Source organism: Paraburkholderia sp. J11-2, from assembly GCF_905220185.1.
GTDB lineage: Bacteria > Pseudomonadota > Gammaproteobacteria > Burkholderiales > Burkholderiaceae > Paraburkholderia.
The window spans coordinates 316,524-332,608 of sequence record NZ_CAJMYY010000004.1; the positions used below are offsets into that span (position 1 = coordinate 316,524).

The window sequence follows — 16,085 nt, forward strand, 5'->3', positions numbered from 1 at the left end:
AACGATGCCGAGACACAATCCAACACTGCACCGCAGTCAGAAAGCGCCCATGACCCGGGCGCGGCGACGCCTCTTTTTCATCGGCGTGGTCGTTCTGCTAGCAGCGTTTGGCTGGCTCCTGGCGATCATCGTCCAACCGGCGTTTCAGCGCACCATCGTCATGACGAGTGGCGCGGACGGCGGCATCTATCGTGGATTTGCGGATCGCTATGCGCCCATCCTGAAGCGCGCGGGTATCAAGCTCGTTATTCGCAGTTCCTCGGGCTCGGTGGAAAATTATGAGCGTTTGAGGGACCCGAATAGCGCCTACGAAGTCGGCTTCATTCAGTCGGGCACCACCAGCCCGAAGGAAACCGACAATCTGCAGACGATCGCGGCCGTCTCGTACGAACCGATCTGGGTGTTCTATCGCGGCGACGCCACGGTCGACCGGCTGTCACAACTGCGCGGAAAGAAGATTTCGATGGGCGTGCCCGGCAGTGGCCTGCTCAACGTTGCGCAGGGATTGCTCGGCTATAGCGGCATCACGAGCCAGAACTCCACACTGCTGCAAATGGACGCGCTTGCCGCTTATCAGGGGCTCGAAAGCGGCCAGATCGACGCGGCTTTTTTCATCGGCAGACCCGACGCCGACATGCAGAAGACGTTGCTGAACAGCAACCTGAAGTTGATGAGTTTCGCGCAGGCCGATGCACTGGCACAGAAGTTCCCATCGCTTTCGAAGATCGTCTTGCCGCGCGCGTCGGCGAGTGTCGCCGACGATCTGCCGCGCAGCGACGTGACACTGCTCGCGGCAACCGCACTGCTCGTATCGAAAGACACGATGCATCCGGCTCTCGTCTATCTGCTGCTCGACGCGGCCCACGCCGTTCACGGCGGCGAGGATTATTTCACACCGCTCGGCACGTTTCCCAATCTGAAAACGGAAGAATTTCCAATCTCAGACGAAAGCGCGCGCTACTTCAAGTCCGGACAGCCGTTCCTGTACCGCTATCTGCCATTCTGGCTTGCGAGTCTGATTGAGCGGCGGCTGTTGATCCTCGTGCCGTTCGCCGCGCTTCTCATCGGTTTGATTCAGGCATTACCACGCCTCATCGAAGCACGGATGAAAAAGCGCTTCATCGTCTGGTATCGCGAGATCAAGGCACTGGAAGACGAGGTGTGGAACAGCCGCGAGCCAACCCATTCACAAATCGCACAATGGCGTGACGAGATTGAAAACATCGACGCGAATGCGAGCCAGATACGGATTCCGTATCGCTATTTTCAGGACGTCTACGCGCTCAAGCAGGCAATTGGTGTCGTGCGGGACAGAATCGCTGATGCTGCGCAGCGAGCGAAGGCATAGCGATCTCTGTCGTTCGTCTGAGCGTCACATCGGCCGCGCGCACGCGCCGTTTTCAGCCTGCGTATCGGCTAACGCAGCGCCCTTCGTAAAATCTTACCCACCGTCGACTTGGGGAGAGTTTGCCTGAACTCGAACTGGCGCGGCACCTTGTAGCTCGTTAGATTCTCGCGACACCAGGTTTGCAGCGCGTCGGCCGTCAATCGCGAGTTCCGGGCAACGACGAACACTTTCAAGGCTTCACCGGTCTTCGCGTCCTGCACGCCGATACACGCGCACTCGCTAACGTCGGGATGGCTCGCGACCACTTTCTCGATCTCGTTAGGATAGACATTGAAGCCGGACACGAGAACCAAGTCCTTCTTCCGGTCTACGATGGTGACATAGCCTTGCGCGTCCATTACCGCGATGTCGCCGGTGCGAACGAAACCGTCTGGCGTAAAGGACGATTGGGTTTCTTCCGCGCGGTTCCAGTATCCACCCATCACCTGCGGGCCCTTCACGACGATTTCGCCGGGCGTCCCAGCCTTCACTTCATGCCCCTCGTCGTCGAGCAATTTCACTTCGGTAGACGACACAGGTACCCCGACTGTTTGCTCGCGACCGGTCACGCCAACCGGCGTCATGCAGACGGTAGGCGACGCCTCAGTCAGCCCGTATCCGCCTGAAAGCGCACACCCGGTCAACTTGCGCCATTTTTCCGCAACGACCGGCTGGACGGCTGCGCCCGCGCCACACGTATACGCGAGGCCTTCGAAATCGAGTTTTCCAAAAGGCTCGAAATCCATCAACGCGTTGAACAGCGTGTTGACACCTACGAAAAACGAAAAGCGATGCTTACGCCACTGCTCGACAAGGGTAGAAAGATCGCGCGGGTCGGGAATGAGAACGTTCTTCCAGCCACGCGCAGCCGAGAGCAGACAGTTACCGGTCAACGCCATGATGTGATACATCGGCAGCACGGTCACGACGCAAACGTCCGCGCCATCCAATGCGGGCCGCAACCACGCCGACAACTGCAGAACATTCGCCATGACGTTCCGGTGAGTCAAGACGGCGGCCTTCGGATTTCCCGTTGTCCCGCCTGTGTACTGAAGAAATGCAATGGCATCGGGTGACACCGGCGACTGCGGCCTCGAGCGATGACGTCCAGCTTCGAGCGCTGCGATGAAGGTCGTTTGCGCCGCCTCTGCATTTCCGTGCGTTCGCGGCGGAGCGCTTCGCAGGGGCGGGAGCTTGGCAAGCTCATCTGGCGTCGCCAGAATCAATCGGCAATTCAACTCGCTTGCTGCCGCACGGGCCACCGCTTCCGCGCCCTCCCACGCGATGAGGATCGTCGCTCCGCTGTCTTCCAGGTGAAAACGAACTTCCCGCTCGGTGTAGTGCGGATTCAGGTTGACCACAACCATGCCCGCGCTGAGCACTCCGAATAGCGCCAGGGAATATTGCGCAACATTGGGCATCATGAGCGCGACGCGGCTGCCACGCGGCAGACGTTCGATGACCTGCAGGTAGGCCGCGAACGCTTCGCTCAACTCGGCCATCGTGGCGAAATCGAGTTCGACATCTGCGCAACATAGTGCTGTTCGGGCCGGATATGCCGCGGCCGTTCTGGTCAGGAAATCCGCTATCGATCCGTAGTCCTCAAGTTCGATATCGGCAGGCACACCGATTGGATACTGCTCAAGCCATTTCCGTTGCACGCTCGCCTCCTTCTCATGTTCCGTGATCTGTGCCGATTCAGTGTGCCTGGCTAGCGCAATGCTTCCTTGACGAAATCGAGTCGGTCTTGCCCGAAGAACATCTCGTCGCCCACGAACATCGTCGGCGCGCCAAAGAGACCTCGTGCAACGGCCGCCTCGGTTTCCCGCTTCAACCGCTCCTTCACTGCGGGATCCTCTGCGAACTGGAACAGGCGTGCGCTATCGAGATCGGCACCCTCGAGAACGGCGTGCACGGTGGGAAGGTCAGCCATGTTGCGGGGGTGTTCCCACATCGCACGAAACACCGTGCTGACATAGCGCTGGAACAGTGGCTCGTCATGCGTCTGCGCACCGGTTGCGGCGCGCATGAGCATCAGCGTGTTGATCGGAAAATGCGGATTATGGGTGTACTGGACGCCATAGCGCCGGGCAAAGCGCGCGAGATCGATCTGCATCCATGCGCCTTTTGCAGGTATGGCCGCCGGCGACGCATTGTTCGTCGCCTTGTGAATACCGCCCAGCAGGACTGGCTTATACACAAGCTCAGCGCCGCTTTGAGCAGCAATGGCCGGCAGTTGCGTCCAGGCGAGATAGCTCGCCGGGCTTCCGAAGTCAAAGTAGAACTCTACTGTTTTCACCATCTCTCCCCCTGACACCCTTTGCGGTCCCTGATGCAATGCGTATCGGACGCCCCGTAAAGGTCTTTGATAAATGAACGTTAACTGAACGAAGGTTATGCTATTCTGATTCGATATCCTGACTAGACCTTGACCATGCGCTATTCAAGCTCGCACAAAGAGGAAACGCGCCGCAAACTTATCGAAAGCAGCCGCGCCATTGCGAAGGAAGGCGGTTTTGCTTCCACGGGCATCGATGCGCTGATGGCGTCGATCGGGCTGACAGGCGCCGCGTTCTACAATCATTTTCCTTCCAAGCAGGCGCTCTTCGACGCCCTCGTAGGCGAGGAGGCGTCCAACAGCGCCGATCTGCTAGCGGTAGACGACAGCGCACCCGAAGCGGATCTAGGCAAACGCCTGAGAAGCTACCTGAGCACGTACCACGTTCTGCATCCTGAATCGGGTTGTGCGCTACCCGCGATCGGCCCGGAAATCGCTCGAGGCACGCCCACCGCGCGCGCGGAAGTCGAAAAGGCGCTCAAGCGAATCCAGAAAAGCTGGAGTGCTCACCTCGACGACAAGGACACCGCCTGGGCAGTCATGGCGCAATGTGTCGGCGCCCTTCTGCTTGCGCGCACCGTGGAAAGCGAGCGCACAAGGCGCGACATCCTCGCGTCCAGCCGGCGGCTGCTGGGTGAAGCGCTCGACATCGATACCCTGAAGTAGCCCTCGCATTTCGGCAGCGCTTTCGGCAGTCCGCGCTTACCAACGCTCCATGTAGGGGCGCAGATCCAGCTCGAACGTCCAGGCGTCGCGGGGCTGCTGGTGCAAATACCAATAGTTCTCGGCGATGTGTTCCGGATTCAGGATGCCGTCCTTTTCCTTCAGGGCGTAGCGCTCAGGGAAGTTCGTGCGAATAAAGTCGGTGTCGATGGCGCCGTCGACAATAATGTGGGCGACGTGAACGTTACGCGGCCCCAGTTCGCGGGCCATGCTTTGCGCTAGCGCCCGAAGCGCATGCTTGGCGCCCGCAAATGCGCCGAAATCTGCCGCGCCCCTAACGCTTGCCGTCGCGCCCGTAAAGAGAATCGTCCCGCGCCCTCGCGCAACCATCCGCTTCGCTACCTCGCGGCCGTTCAGGAATGCGCTAAAACAGGCCATCTCCCAGATCTTGAAGTACTTGCGCGCCGTCTCTTCGAGAATGCTGCAAGGCACGTTTGCGCCAATGTTGAACACCATGGCCTCGATCGGACCGTGCTCGGCTTCGACGCGCTCGATCAATGCGATGACATCCTCTTCCTTACGCGCGTCGCTGCCGTACCCGTAGGCCTCACCGCCGGCCTCGCGAATACGTGCAACCAGCGGCTCCAGCTTGTCTGCCGAGCGGCGGCTCACACAGGCGATGTAACCCTCGCGGGCGAATCGCGACGCGATCGCTCCCCCGGTGGCATCTCCTGCCCCAATCACGAGCACGACTTTGGGTTGTACTTTATCGGACTGCATGCCGCCTCCTGTTATCGAACGATCGTTTAGTTAACGTACGTTAATTAAACGATCGAGTGTTGTCAACCAGGGTTTTGGCTTCAGCGGCGTGAACGTTCTTTGAGGATGGTGCGTAGAAAAGCGAAGCTCAGTCAGTCTCGCTCTTTTGCCAGGTCAAGAGAATATGCTGCTTTGCGGTGGTCAGGGTTGCCACGTGCTCGTTCAGTTGCTCGCGAATCCGTTCGGTCGGGCCGCCAATCGAGAGTCCGTACAGGTCGCCGCCGAAATCGAGGGCAACGGCAACCGCCGAAAGTTCAGGCGCACTCTCTCCGATGTTCGCATACCAGCCGCGCTCATGCGCGGCGTTGACCTGATCGATGAACGTGGCGAGATCGGTGACAGTCGCGCCGGTGAACCGCTCGAACTGAAGCCTTGCGAAAAGCGCATCGCGCGCCGGCGCGTCGAGTTCGCCGCAAATCACCTTGCCGATCGAGTTCGCATGCAACGGGCGCAGCGAGCCGGGTGCGCATGCGTAGCGTACTGCCTTCTCCGATTCGACCACGTCGAGATAGACGACCTGCGTGCCATGGATCTTGCCAAGCACGACGGTTTCGCCTGTTGCGTCGCGCAACTCGACAAGGCGGGGGTGCAACATCTGGACCACAGGATCGACGGCATTGATCGCGTTGGCGAGCAGTTGCAAACGCCGCGTGGGATAGTAGCCGCCGCGCTTGCGCACCTCGTACAGATAGCCGCGGCTCACAAGCGTGCGGGCAAGCGCGAGGCAACTCGATGCGGGCACCTCCAGCAGCCGCGCCATTTCGGCGAGCGCCAATGGTCTTTGTTCGGCGGCGAAGAGTTCGAACAGGTCGAGCGTGCGGGCAACGAGTTTGACGTCCATGGGTCGGGCAGTGGGTCGCAAGGCGGCGCGCGCGCCCCTTGCGGTGGTCAGTAAGACTTCGGCAGCCCGAGCACCTTTTCCGCAATGAAGCACATGATCATTTGCGGGCTGACGGGCGCGAGCCTTGGAATCATACACTCCCTCAGATAGCGTTCGACGTGGTATTCCTTCGCATAACCCATGCCGCCCAGCGTAGCAATGGCCGTCTGGCACGCCTGAAACGCCGCTTCGGCAGCCAGGTATTTTCCGGCGTTGGCTTCGGCGCCGCACGGCTCGCCCGCGTCGTACAGCGTGGCCGCTTTCATGACCATCAGGTTCGCGGCTTCGAGCGCCATCCACGCCTGCGCGAGCGGATGCTGGATAGCCTGGTTCTGCCCAATGGGACGTCCGAACACGACACGGTCTTTCGCGTACTGCGTTGCGTGGCGCAGCGCCGCCTGGCCGAGCCCCACCGCCTCCGAGGCGATCAGGATGCGCTCCGGATTCAGGCCATGCAGCAAATAGTGAAAGCCCTTGCCCTCCTCCCCAATGCGTTCTTCCATCGGCACGCGCAGGCCGTCGATGAAGAGCATGTTCGAATCGACGGCCTTGCGGCCCATCTTCTCGATCTCGCGGACTTCGACTCGCGTGCGGTCCAGGTCGGTATAGAAAAGACTCAGGCCATCGGTAGGCTTCGCCACCTGGTCCAGCGGCGTCGTGCGCGCGATGATGAGCATCTTGTTCGCGACCTGCGCCGTCGAAATCCAGATCTTGCGGCCGGTGAGCACATAGTGATCGCCGTCGCGCACGGCCTGGGTTTTCAGGTGCGTCGTGTCGAGGCCGGCGTCGGGTTCGGTCACGGCGAAACAAGCCTTGTCGCGGCCCTCGATGAGCGGCGGCAGGAATCGCTGCTTCTGCGCCTCGCTGCCGAACACCTGCACCGGATTGAGTCCGAAGATGTTCATATGCACAGCCGACGCGCCCGAGAGCCCCGCACCGGAAGCACTGATCGTGCGCATCATCAGCGCCGCCTCGGTCATGCCGAGCCCGGAACCGCCGTAGTCCGGCGACATCGCAATGCCAAGCCAGCCCGCATCGGCGAGTGCCCGGTGAAAATCGTGCGGAAAGCCGCCTTCGCGGTCGCGTTCGAGCCAGTAGCCGTCGTCGAAACGTTCGCAAATCTTTTCAATTGCAGCGACGATCGACTGCTGGTCTTCATTGAGGTTGAAATTCATACGGACTTCCTCTCAAGGCGTAAACAAAAGCGGTATTAAAGCGGGAACACACCGACCAGCACCGCGGTGAACACCATCAGCACCGTGGCGGCAAACAGGAAGGGAATCGTGAACTTCTGATGCTCGGCAAGTTCCACACCCGTCAGGCCAACAATCAGGAACGTTGCCGGCGTGAGCGGGCTAACGGGGAAGCCGGTCGTCATCTGCCCGAGGAGCGCCGCCTGTGCCATCTGCACGGGTGGCACGCCTAGCAGTTCCCCGCTTTTCGCCAATACAGGCAGGATACCGAAGTAAAACGAATCGGGATCGAAAAGCAAACTGAGCGGCATGGAAACGAGTCCCAGCGCGAATGGCATATGGCGCGCGTGATCGGCCGGCACATGGCGCACAACCACTTCAGCCATGGCATTGAGCATGCCGGTTCCGGTCATGATGCCGGTGAAAGCACCCGCAGCTAGCAGCACGCTCGCCATCATCAGGGCGGCCTTCGCATGGGCGTTGACCCGTTCGCGCTGCTGGTTCACATCGGGGTAATTGATGACGAGCGCCAGCACAGTGCCGATCATGAACATGACCATGGGATCGACGATGCCCGACACTAGCGTCACGAGCACGACGAGCGTCAGCACGAGATTGATCCAGAAGCGCTGAGGCCGGCGCAGCGCCAGTTCCTCAGGCGTAAGCACGCGTGGAGTGGCGGCAATGCTGGCCGCATGCTCGCGCGTGAGACCGAGGCGTCTTTCCTCGCGCTTTCCGAGCACGTATGCCGTGCCAAACACGAAAACCAGGCCAACAATCTGCACGGGAATCATCGGATAGAAGATGACGGTGCCCGGAATATGCAGGGCCGCGGAAGCGCGCAGCATGGGTCCAACCCAAGGGAGAAAGTTGACGCCCGCCGCCATCGAGGCGACGCACGCGAGAATGCGACGGTCGAGCCCGAGGCGGGTATAGAGCGGCATCATCGCGGGCAGCGTGACAAGGAACGTGACCGCGCCCGAACCATCGAGGTGAATCAGCAGTGCAAGCAGTGCCGAGCCCATGACAATTCGCGGCGGATGACAACCCACCACGCGCAATACACCATTGATAATCGGGTCGAGCATTCCCGCATCAGTAAGGATACCGAAGAAAAGTATCGCAAATACGAACATTCCCGCAACCGGGCCGATGTTCTGCACCCCGTGGACGATGAACTTCGCCGTGGAAAGGCCGAATCCCGCAGCGAGCGCGGCGACGATGGGCACGGCGATCAGCGCGACGAGCGGCGAAAGACGCTTCGTGATGATCAGCGTGAAGAGAGCGATGATCGCGAGCGTGCCGATTAGCGCGAGCATGATCGAGTCCCCGTGTGCGCCCTGCTTCCTGCCTGGTTGCCAGGTGTCATTGCTGTCTCCTGCGCGGCGTTTCGTATGCCGCTGTCGTGGTGCGATTGGATAGCTTGTCGATGTGACGGCTATTGCTCGCGCGATGGGTCGCCGAAAACCTGTGCCGCATGTTCGTCGAGCGCCGGTGGCGCGCTTCGGTAGGTGGCCGGCGTGCGGGCGAGCTTGATTGGCGACGCGATCCCGCGGTAGGACCCCATCTCGACCTTCATCGCGCGATGGTCGACGTGGGGATGCGCGAGCGCCGCACCCACGCCGAGTACCGGTGCACATGGCACGCCGTGGCGCACAAGCATGTCAGCAAGCTGTGGACCATCCCAGCGGACGAAACATTGCTCGAGTTCCGCGCGCAAGTCGTTGCGGTGCTGGCTGCGCAAGCGATTGTCGGTAAAGCGCGGATCGTCGGCGAGGTGTTGCGCATCGATCAGCCTGCAAAGTGATGCGAACTGTGTGTTGTTGCCGACCGCGAGAAAGATGTCGCCGTTGCCGGTATGGAACATGTCGTACGGCGTGATGTTCGGATGCGCGTTACCGGTGCGCTGCGGTTCCTTGCCCGAGTAGAAGTAGTTGGGCGTGTGCGGGTGGAGGATCGAGAGCGCGCAATCGAACAGCGTCGACTCGACGAACTGGCCTCGCCCGCTTACCTCGCGCTCGCGCAACGCCATCAGAACGCCAAGGGCCGCATTGAGTCCCGTCACGAGATCGACGATCGGCACGCCGATGCGCAGCGGCGCGCCACCTGCCTCCCCGTTGACGCTCATGAGACCGGTCATCGCCTGGATCGCCGCGTCATAGCCGGGCAAGGCGCCGAGCGGGCCGTCCGCGCCGAAGCCAGACACGCGGCAATGCACGAGCCGCGGAAAGCGCGCGGCCAGCACGGTGTCGTAACCGAGCCCCCATCGCTCGAGCGTGCCGACCTTGAAGTTCTCCACCAGTACGTCAGCCGTTTCGAGCAGCGCGAGCAAGCGTTCGCGCTCCGCCGGCTGCGTGAGATCCAGCACGACGCCCAGCTTGTTGCGATTGACGCCCTGGAAGTACGAAGCTGTCTCGCCGTCGAACGGCGGCCCCCAGCCGCGTGTTTCGTCGCCGCCAGGCGGCTCGACCTTGATGACTTCCGCGCCGTGGTCGGCAAGAATCTGCGTGCAGTAGGGGCCGCCGAGAACACGGGACAGATCTACGACGCGCAAGCCGTGCAGCGATCCAGCGATTGGAGTTGATGGTTTGTTCATTTTGATCTGTAGTACTGACTGATAAGAACCGAAAACGCAAAAATCACCACGGCGACGCGGCCGGAAAGTGCACCGCCAACAGATATCTGATGTTGGAGAGCCTTCAAGTCGTCCCGTATCGGCTCGACATGAGTGCGTCACCATAAATTCACCTGCGTGAATGAATATTCACACACAGGAATACATGAGGTCAAGCGGGATCCCCCAAAGCCACCCCAGGAATGTCCCTGGTGTTGGACGGCCAACTCCGCCTGTCAAGGTGACACGTCCCGGCAGCGTCAAGCGTTGAAAGGGCGCTGAATCCTGCGAACGCCCCGCCGCCGGGACACTCCAAGCTTCGTGCCCATGGCGCTCTGAACGCAGGCCCAGCCCTTGATTTCCAGTGAGATTCGTATGAGCAAAGCGATCGACTACCTCAACCCCGCCCTTCCTCGGGGCCTGCGGCGCGTGGCGATGCCCGTGGTCGACGCGACTCCGGCAACGCTGCATGGCTACGGCAAGCTGGTGGACGATCCGGACACATGCCACGTGGAAATCGTGCAATGGCCCGCTGTGGGATCAAGGCCGATCGACCCGGGAACCGGTGACGAAGCGGGTACGACCGAGGGCACGTTCGTCAGCGAATGGCGCGGTGACATTCTCTACGGTCGAAACGAAGCGGTAAGCGGCAACTACGTTCTCGCATACGCAACGGAGCCAGGCGACGCACGTGAAGACAGCGCGGCTACACCGGAACGCATGTTAATTTGGCATGCGAACTATCACCCGGACGGCGGCCAACTGTTTTTCCCGCTCGATCGTCACCCGTTCTACGTTCCGCTGGCATTGCCCGGCGACGATATCACGCCACAGAAGTTCGTCTGCTTCCGTTTCGACGGGCAGCAGGGTCTCTATATTCACCCCAACATCTGGCATGAAGGCGTGTTCACACTGGAAGGGTCGCAGCGATTCTTTGACAAACAAGGCGCTGTCCATGCGCGCGTCTCGGTCGAATTCGCGTCCGAATTTGGTTGTTTGCTCGAAGCGGCCATTACGCGTGGCTAGCGACCATAGACGCTTCTGAGCGCCGTAAGATCAGCGCCCTTGCTGGCCGCCGCTATCCTTGCGCGGCGGCTCGCTCTTGCGCGCGCCGTACGGCGTCGGCAATCTGCTGCGCGACCCCACGCGTGTCCCAATACACCTGTGCCTGGTACATGCGGTCACCGCGTACGTTGAAGCGATCAACGCCCTGCCATTCGAGCGACTCTCCCGCGACGCTTGCATGCGCTCGCCATTCGACCAGCACCGCGTCGCCGGTCGGCGCCCAGCGGATCACCTCGACTTTGAGATCGGGTAGCTGTTGCAGGACCTGCCGGAAATGCTCGACCACGCCTTCGCAATTAGCGGGGACCGACATTGGCGGAATCAGGTTCTGCGTGTCCGGATGCATCAGGTCGCGCAACTCCTCCGCAACTGGGCGCCGCCAGCGTTGCGCGAAACGGCGCACGATGTCTTGCGCCGCGTGCAACTGCAGGTCCGTGGGGGGAACGTACTTCGCTTCGGTGTGGCTGGAATCCGTCATGGACTGACCTCGTGAGGGTTGATCTGCACCATAAACGTGACTACATACACGATGATTTTCACATACATCGTGTATGTATACTACGATGCGTCTGTGAAAAGTCAACCTTCCTGGTCTCATGGCAGAAACATTCAAGACCCGTCGTGCCGAATATGCGGACGCAACACGCGAAGCGCTGCTTGATGCCGCGCGCGAACTGTTCACGTCGCACGGTTATCAGCAGATCAGTCTCGAGGCAATCGCGCAAAAGGCCCGCGTGACGCGCGGCGCTTTCTATCACCATTTTTCTGGGAAGACCGACCTGCTCGATGCGCTCGTCGTCGCGCTGCAGGCCGATGCCGCGGCGCGCGTACGCGCCGCCTCCGCCGCTGCGCAGGCGTCGCAGCGGGTCGGCGCGGGCATCGCTGCGTTCCTCGATGTGTGCTCGGAGTCGACCTACCGGCACCTCGTGCTCGAAACGGCAACCGCGGTGCTGGGCTCGGACCGCTGCCGCGAAATAGAGGAAGCGAGCACGTTCGGTCTGTTGAGCGCAGCGCTGCAGGCGCAGGCAGCGCGCGGCAGCGCTGCGGCGAAGAACGTGCCGCTCGCGGCGCGGATGATCGGCCGCATGATCTGCGAGTCGGCACTGCTCATCGATAGCGCAGAAGACGAAAAGGCCTTCAAGGCCGACGTGCAGCGTATCGTCAAGCACACGTGGGACGCAGTAACGGCGGGCCCTCGTACGAAGGCGTGACGTATTAAGCTGATGATTTCGTCTTTAGGCCCATACAGATATTCCGCTAGTGACTCGCGGCACCAGGCGACGCTGCCTTTCTTTCGGCATTCTGAATATCATTGGGGTAATTCGCGTCGTTTGCTGTGGCCGGGTTGTATCCGTTCTGTTCGAGTTTCTTCAATTCCGCGTTCTTTCGTGCCCTAGCTTCCTTGCGTGCTTCTTTGCGCTGCGCTTTCGTCATGCTGGCGGGGTTCGAAGCGTCGGGCGCGCTCGTTTGCGCACCGGCTATTCCCGGTACAAGCGCGATGGAAAGGGCGGTCACCGCAGCGACCATCAAGGAATGAGACTTGGCCATCGTCACTCTCCCGTGAAAAGAGGGGATCCATTCTGAGGCAATTCGCGAAAGCGCACGCTGCGCTCCCGAACCGCCGGAACTCCTATCCTGCCACTCCGCGCACATTAGCGTCGGCCCACTGCCGCGCGAACATTGCGCGCAACCCAGCTCGAGTGGTCGCACAACGAAACGCCCGACGTTGCGCCAGCGATCGAGTTTCGTACGGACCGACATGATGTTCCCCCCGGCCTCTTCCCGCGCTTCTGTCGAAGCCTTCGAGCAGCGGTAAGCCGGGACAGCAATCGTCGTACCGCACATCGCGCGAGCGAGGTGGCGCCGATCTTCCACCTCGAGCGCGCTTTTTCTCCGGCTACAACGGGAAGCCAATGGACGCGGCGCCGCCGTGCGGATGAGGAAGTGTCGTCATCGGGATACCGTAGATCTCGGTGAGCGTTTGCGGGCGAGATCGGTATCAGCGGCAGAATGCTTGCGCGGCATTTCAAGGAGGAAACGAGTATGAGCTTTGGACACTGGCGCCAGCATATGCGTGCAGCCGAGGCGATGACCTGGCTTGCTTTGGGCAGGGTGGCCACGCACGTTGCGCTCGATCCTGGATACAGCACGCTTGGTGCTTTTACCGCGATGTTTCGGAGATTGTTCGGTGAGTCGCCACAGCAATCTATGGCGCCGAGCAGCGAGTGATTGCGGCTGCTGAGGTAGTTGCGACGAGAATTGACCGAAATTGATAGGCATGCCTATCGATCTCTGATCGAACGGAAGGCAGAACGCCCAGGATCCGGCGAGAGAAGAGAAATGGTGGGCCGGGTGGGGTTCGAACCCACGACGTCCTTTCGGAGGCGGATTATGAGTCCGCTGCCTGCAACCAACACGGCGTCCGGCCCACGAAGCTACGAAGCGTAGCGAGAACAAAAGAACGGCAATGCGTCAACAAAAAAGCCCGGTCTACCCAAAGGCCGGGCTTTTCGATGACAGGCCGACATACTACACGAAAGCGGGCCGACCTGGCCATCGTGCACGCGACTTCCGTGCATTAAACGCTAATCAAGCTCAATTTCCTTCAAGGAACGACTTGAGCTTGTCCGAGCGGCTCGGGTGGCGCAGCTTGCGCAGCGCCTTCGCTTCGATCTGGCGAATCCGCTCGCGCGTCACGTCGAACTGCTTGCCCACTTCTTCGAGCGTGTGATCGGTACTCATCTCGATACCGAAGCGCATGCGCAGCACCTTCGCTTCGCGCGGCGTGAGCGAGTCGAGCACGTCCTTCACCACATCGCGCATCGAGGCATGCAGCGCGGCATCGGCCGGCGCCACCGTGTTGTTGTCCTCGATGAAGTCGCCCAGATGCGAATCGTCGTCGTCGCCGATCGGCGTTTCCATGGAGATCGGCTCCTTCGCGATCTTCATGATCTTGCGGATCTTGTCCTCCGGCATTTCCATCTTCTCGGCGAGCGTTGCCGGATCCGGCTCGAGACCGGTCTCCTGCAGGATCTGCCGCGAAATACGGTTCATCTTGTTGATCGTCTCGATCATGTGAACCGGAATGCGGATCGTGCGCGCCTGGTCCGCAATCGAGCGCGTGATGGCCTGACGGATCCACCACGTCGCGTAAGTCGAGAACTTGTAGCCGCGGCGATATTCGAACTTGTCCACCGCCTTCATCAGGCCGATGTTGCCTTCCTGGATCAGGTCGAGGAACTGCAGGCCGCGGTTCGTGTACTTCTTCGCGATCGAGATCACGAGACGCAGGTTGGCCTCGGTCATCTCGCGCTTCGCCTGGCGCGCCTTGAGTTCGCCGGCCGCCATCTGACGGTTGGTTTCCTTCAGGTCCTTGAGCGGCAGCACCACGCGCGCCTGCAGATCGAGCAGGCGCTGCTGCTGTTCGCGAATGGCCGGAATGTTGCGCGAGAGAATGCCGCTATACGCATGGCTCTCGCCAACGATCTTCTCCGACCACTCGAGGTCGGTTTCGTTGCCCGGGAATCGCGCGATGAACTCCGAGCGCGGCATGCCGCACTTGTCCACGACCGTGTGAAGAATCTGGCGTTCGACCTGGCGCACTTCGTCCACCTGCGCGCGCAGCGTGTCGCACAGACGCTCGACGGTACGCGCCGTGAAGCGGATCGACATCAGCTCGTTCTGGATGGTTTCCTGCGCCTTGAGATAGGACTTCGACTTGTAGCCCTCCTTCTCGAACGCGCGGCGCATCTTGTCGAACCATTCGCTGATGAGGGCGAATTTTTCGAGCGAGGCACGCTTGAGGGCTTCGAGCTGCGCCGCGTTGGCCGTCGCCTGCGCCGCGCCGTCGTCCTCTTCCTCCTCCTCTTCTTCTTCCTCTTCGGCTTCTTCCTCTTCGTCCTCGTTCTCGATCTCTTCCGCTTCCTTGGCGTTGAAGCCGTCGGTGTCTTCGGCGTTGGGATCGATCAGGCCGTCGACGAGTTCGTCCACGCGAATCTCGTCGTTCGCCACGCGCTCGGCCATGGCGAGGATGTCGGCAATCGTGGTCGGACAAGCGGAGATCGCCATGACCATGTGCTTGAGGCCGTCTTCAATGCGCTTGGCGATTTCGATTTCGCCTTCGCGCGTGAGGAGCTCGACCGTGCCCATTTCGCGCATGTACATACGCACCGGGTCGGTCGTGCGGCCAAATTCGGAGTCGACGGTGGAGAGCGCGACTTCTGCCTCCTCTTCCACTTCGTCGTCCGATGAAGCGTTCGGCGCGTTGTCGTTGAGCAGCAGCGTTTCCGCGTCGGGGGCCTGCTCATAGACAGCCACGCCCATGTCGTTGAACGTGCTGATGATGCCTTCGATCGCCTCGGTTTCCGTGAAGTTGTCCGGAAGGTGATCGTTGATTTCCGCATAGGTGAGGAAGCCGCGCTCCTTGCCGAGCTTGATGAGCGCACGCAGCTTCGTGCGGCGCTCCTCGAGCTCCTCGACGGTGCCGGGCTGCGACGACGCGAACGCGTCTTTCAGCAGCGCCTTCTCCTTCGCTCGCCGGTCGCGCGCACGGGTGGTCTTTTCGACCTTGCCCGCGGCGGGGGTGCTGTCTTCGCTCTGGTTTGCGTCGTCATCGACGGGTACTTCATTCAGCTTTTTCGTCATGGAGTTCGCCGTACCGGCTAGTGTCTCGACTCGCGGCTGCTGGACAACAGCCTCGTGAACCGTGGATGCTTGAGCCTCGCGCTCTGCCGCATCGTCCTCGACGGCAGGCACTTCCCTTGCACTTCTCGAACCGGACCGCTTCGTTGCCGGCTGCGTAACGGCTTTCGCCGCACGTGCAGGCGCTGCTCGCGCAGCCGAAACAGTCATCGACCTCTTCCGGGTAGCCGGTTCAGAACGGTTGGTGGACTCACTGCCCGACGACCGGGCGGAAGAACTGGCAACTGCGGCCTCTGTGACCTTGCTGGTCGGCTCCGTCGAGCCCTTGCCGGTTGCCTTTTTTCCGCCTGTAGTCTTTGCCATTGCCATTCCGCCCCTTGCTGGAAAACTGAACATTCATGGGTTACCCCAACCCATTATGTCCGCCCGGAAAAAACAAAAACAAACCGCTGAAAACCTGTTATTTTACCACGCAGGGCAATAAT

At 60.8% G+C, this 16,085-nt stretch carries 16 protein-coding genes and 1 tRNA gene; 6 read left to right on the forward strand and 11 right to left on the reverse strand.

Annotation, left to right across the window (positions count from 1 at the left end; translation table 11 throughout):
- The first annotated feature begins 49 nt into the window (after window positions 1-49).
- Complete coding sequence (locus U5A57_RS07975; protein WP_321909668.1) at window positions 50-1,348, forward strand: TAXI family TRAP transporter solute-binding subunit; 1,299 nt, start codon at window positions 50-52, stop codon at window positions 1,346-1,348.
- A 68-nt stretch (window positions 1,349-1,416) separates the two neighbouring features.
- On the opposite strand, the gene U5A57_RS07980 is transcribed toward U5A57_RS07975, so the two are convergent.
- Both U5A57_RS07980 and U5A57_RS07985 read right to left on the reverse strand, forming a co-directional pair.
- Window positions 1,417-3,048: an AMP-binding protein gene (locus tag U5A57_RS07980; RefSeq protein WP_321909669.1), complete on the reverse strand. Its 1,632-nt coding sequence runs from the start codon at window positions 3,046-3,048 to the stop codon at window positions 1,417-1,419.
- Window positions 3,049-3,098: 50 nt separating this feature from the next.
- The gene (locus U5A57_RS07985; protein ID WP_321909853.1) at window positions 3,099-3,689 is read right to left on the reverse strand and encodes a 2-hydroxychromene-2-carboxylate isomerase; all 591 of its coding nucleotides are present in this window, start codon (window positions 3,687-3,689) and stop codon (window positions 3,099-3,101) included.
- A 132-nt stretch (window positions 3,690-3,821) separates the two neighbouring features.
- Here U5A57_RS07985 and U5A57_RS07990 point away from each other — a divergent pair, with 132 nt between their 5' ends.
- Window positions 3,822-4,391, forward strand: a complete 570-nt coding sequence (locus U5A57_RS07990; RefSeq protein WP_321909670.1) for a TetR/AcrR family transcriptional regulator — start codon at window positions 3,822-3,824, stop codon at window positions 4,389-4,391.
- A gap of 36 nt (window positions 4,392-4,427) precedes the next feature.
- Here U5A57_RS07990 and U5A57_RS07995 read toward each other — a convergent pair whose 3' ends face one another.
- The 5 genes from U5A57_RS07995 to U5A57_RS08015 all read right to left on the reverse strand — a co-directional run bounded on the left by U5A57_RS07995 (window position 4,428) and on the right by U5A57_RS08015 (window position 9,876).
- The gene (locus U5A57_RS07995; RefSeq protein ID WP_321909671.1) at window positions 4,428-5,168 is read right to left on the reverse strand and encodes an SDR family oxidoreductase; all 741 of its coding nucleotides are present in this window, start codon (window positions 5,166-5,168) and stop codon (window positions 4,428-4,430) included.
- A 127-nt stretch (window positions 5,169-5,295) separates the two neighbouring features.
- On the reverse strand, window positions 5,296-6,048 hold the full coding sequence (locus U5A57_RS08000) for an IclR family transcriptional regulator (protein ID WP_321909673.1): 753 nt from the start codon (window positions 6,046-6,048) through the stop codon (window positions 5,296-5,298).
- A 47-nt stretch (window positions 6,049-6,095) separates the two neighbouring features.
- Window positions 6,096-7,262 (reverse strand): acyl-CoA dehydrogenase family protein, encoded by a 1,167-nt coding sequence (locus U5A57_RS08005; protein WP_321909674.1) that lies wholly within the window; start codon window positions 7,260-7,262, stop codon window positions 6,096-6,098.
- A 35-nt stretch (window positions 7,263-7,297) separates the two neighbouring features.
- Window positions 7,298-8,599 (reverse strand): citrate:proton symporter, encoded by a 1,302-nt coding sequence (locus U5A57_RS08010; protein ID WP_321909676.1) that lies wholly within the window; start codon window positions 8,597-8,599, stop codon window positions 7,298-7,300.
- A gap of 119 nt (window positions 8,600-8,718) precedes the next feature.
- Complete coding sequence (locus U5A57_RS08015; protein ID WP_321909677.1) at window positions 8,719-9,876, reverse strand: CoA transferase; 1,158 nt, start codon at window positions 9,874-9,876, stop codon at window positions 8,719-8,721.
- 393 nt (window positions 9,877-10,269) lie between these two features.
- Between U5A57_RS08015 and U5A57_RS08020 the strand changes: the two genes are divergently transcribed.
- Window positions 10,270-10,920, forward strand: a complete 651-nt coding sequence (locus U5A57_RS08020) for an ureidoglycolate lyase (protein ID WP_321909678.1) — start codon at window positions 10,270-10,272, stop codon at window positions 10,918-10,920.
- 52 nt (window positions 10,921-10,972) lie between these two features.
- Here the strand turns inward: U5A57_RS08020 and U5A57_RS08025 are convergent, their stop codons facing one another.
- Window positions 10,973-11,437 carry a nuclear transport factor 2 family protein gene (locus tag U5A57_RS08025; RefSeq protein ID WP_321909680.1) on the reverse strand — a complete coding sequence of 155 codons (465 nt, stop codon included), beginning with the start codon at window positions 11,435-11,437 and terminating at the stop codon, window positions 10,973-10,975.
- A 118-nt stretch (window positions 11,438-11,555) separates the two neighbouring features.
- Between U5A57_RS08025 and U5A57_RS08030 the strand changes: the two genes are divergently transcribed.
- Window positions 11,556-12,170: a helix-turn-helix domain-containing protein gene (locus U5A57_RS08030; RefSeq protein ID WP_321909681.1), complete on the forward strand. Its 615-nt coding sequence runs from the start codon at window positions 11,556-11,558 to the stop codon at window positions 12,168-12,170.
- A gap of 46 nt (window positions 12,171-12,216) precedes the next feature.
- Here U5A57_RS08030 and U5A57_RS08035 read toward each other — a convergent pair whose 3' ends face one another.
- Complete coding sequence (locus tag U5A57_RS08035) at window positions 12,217-12,507, reverse strand: hypothetical protein (protein ID WP_415773415.1); 291 nt, start codon at window positions 12,505-12,507, stop codon at window positions 12,217-12,219.
- A 444-nt stretch (window positions 12,508-12,951) separates the two neighbouring features.
- Here U5A57_RS08035 and U5A57_RS08040 point away from each other — a divergent pair, with 444 nt between their 5' ends.
- Window positions 12,952-13,188, forward strand: coding sequence for a helix-turn-helix domain-containing protein (locus U5A57_RS08040; protein ID WP_321909856.1), 237 nt, complete (start codon window positions 12,952-12,954; stop codon window positions 13,186-13,188).
- Between the two features lie 112 nt (window positions 13,189-13,300).
- On the opposite strand, the gene U5A57_RS08045 is transcribed toward U5A57_RS08040, so the two are convergent.
- Both U5A57_RS08045 and rpoD read right to left on the reverse strand, forming a co-directional pair.
- Window positions 13,301-13,388, reverse strand: a tRNA-Ile gene (locus U5A57_RS08045).
- Window positions 13,389-13,554: 166 nt separating this feature from the next.
- A complete protein-coding gene (gene rpoD, locus U5A57_RS08050) occupies window positions 13,555-15,963 on the reverse strand; it encodes an RNA polymerase sigma factor RpoD (RefSeq protein ID WP_321909683.1) in 2,409 nt (802 codons plus the stop codon).
- Between rpoD and U5A57_RS08055 the strand changes: the two genes are divergently transcribed.
- Window positions 15,845-16,084 (forward strand): hypothetical protein, encoded by a 240-nt coding sequence (locus tag U5A57_RS08055; RefSeq protein ID WP_321909865.1) that lies wholly within the window; start codon window positions 15,845-15,847, stop codon window positions 16,082-16,084. The genes rpoD and U5A57_RS08055 overlap by 119 nt on opposite strands.
- The last annotated feature ends 1 nt before the right edge of the window (window position 16,085 follow it).

Excerpts from the sequence above, each read along its gene's own strand:
- U5A57_RS07975 (WP_321909668.1), top strand. The coding sequence starts at position 50 with ATGACCCGGGCGCGGCGACGCCTCTTTTTCATCGGCGTGGTCGTTCTG.
- U5A57_RS07985 (WP_321909853.1), bottom strand. The coding sequence starts at position 3,689 with ATGGTGAAAACAGTAGAGTTCTACTTTGACTTCGGAAGCCCGGCGAGC.
- U5A57_RS07990 (WP_321909670.1), top strand. The coding sequence starts at position 3,822 with ATGCGCTATTCAAGCTCGCACAAAGAGGAAACGCGCCGCAAACTTATC.
- U5A57_RS07995 (WP_321909671.1), bottom strand. The coding sequence starts at position 5,168 with ATGCAGTCCGATAAAGTACAACCCAAAGTCGTGCTCGTGATTGGGGCA.
- U5A57_RS08000 (WP_321909673.1), bottom strand. The coding sequence starts at position 6,048 with ATGGACGTCAAACTCGTTGCCCGCACGCTCGACCTGTTCGAACTCTTC.
- U5A57_RS08005 (WP_321909674.1), bottom strand. The coding sequence starts at position 7,262 with ATGAATTTCAACCTCAATGAAGACCAGCAGTCGATCGTCGCTGCAATT.
- U5A57_RS08010 (WP_321909676.1), bottom strand. The coding sequence starts at position 8,599 with ATGCTCGCGCTAATCGGCACGCTCGCGATCATCGCTCTCTTCACGCTG.
- U5A57_RS08015 (WP_321909677.1), bottom strand. The coding sequence starts at position 9,876 with ATGAACAAACCATCAACTCCAATCGCTGGATCGCTGCACGGCTTGCGC.
- U5A57_RS08020 (WP_321909678.1), top strand. The coding sequence starts at position 10,270 with ATGAGCAAAGCGATCGACTACCTCAACCCCGCCCTTCCTCGGGGCCTG.
- U5A57_RS08025 (WP_321909680.1), bottom strand. The coding sequence starts at position 11,437 with ATGACGGATTCCAGCCACACCGAAGCGAAGTACGTTCCCCCCACGGAC.
- U5A57_RS08030 (WP_321909681.1), top strand. The coding sequence starts at position 11,556 with ATGGCAGAAACATTCAAGACCCGTCGTGCCGAATATGCGGACGCAACA.
- U5A57_RS08035 (WP_415773415.1), bottom strand. The coding sequence starts at position 12,507 with ATGGCCAAGTCTCATTCCTTGATGGTCGCTGCGGTGACCGCCCTTTCC.
- rpoD (WP_321909683.1), bottom strand. The coding sequence starts at position 15,963 with ATGGCAAAGACTACAGGCGGAAAAAAGGCAACCGGCAAGGGCTCGACG.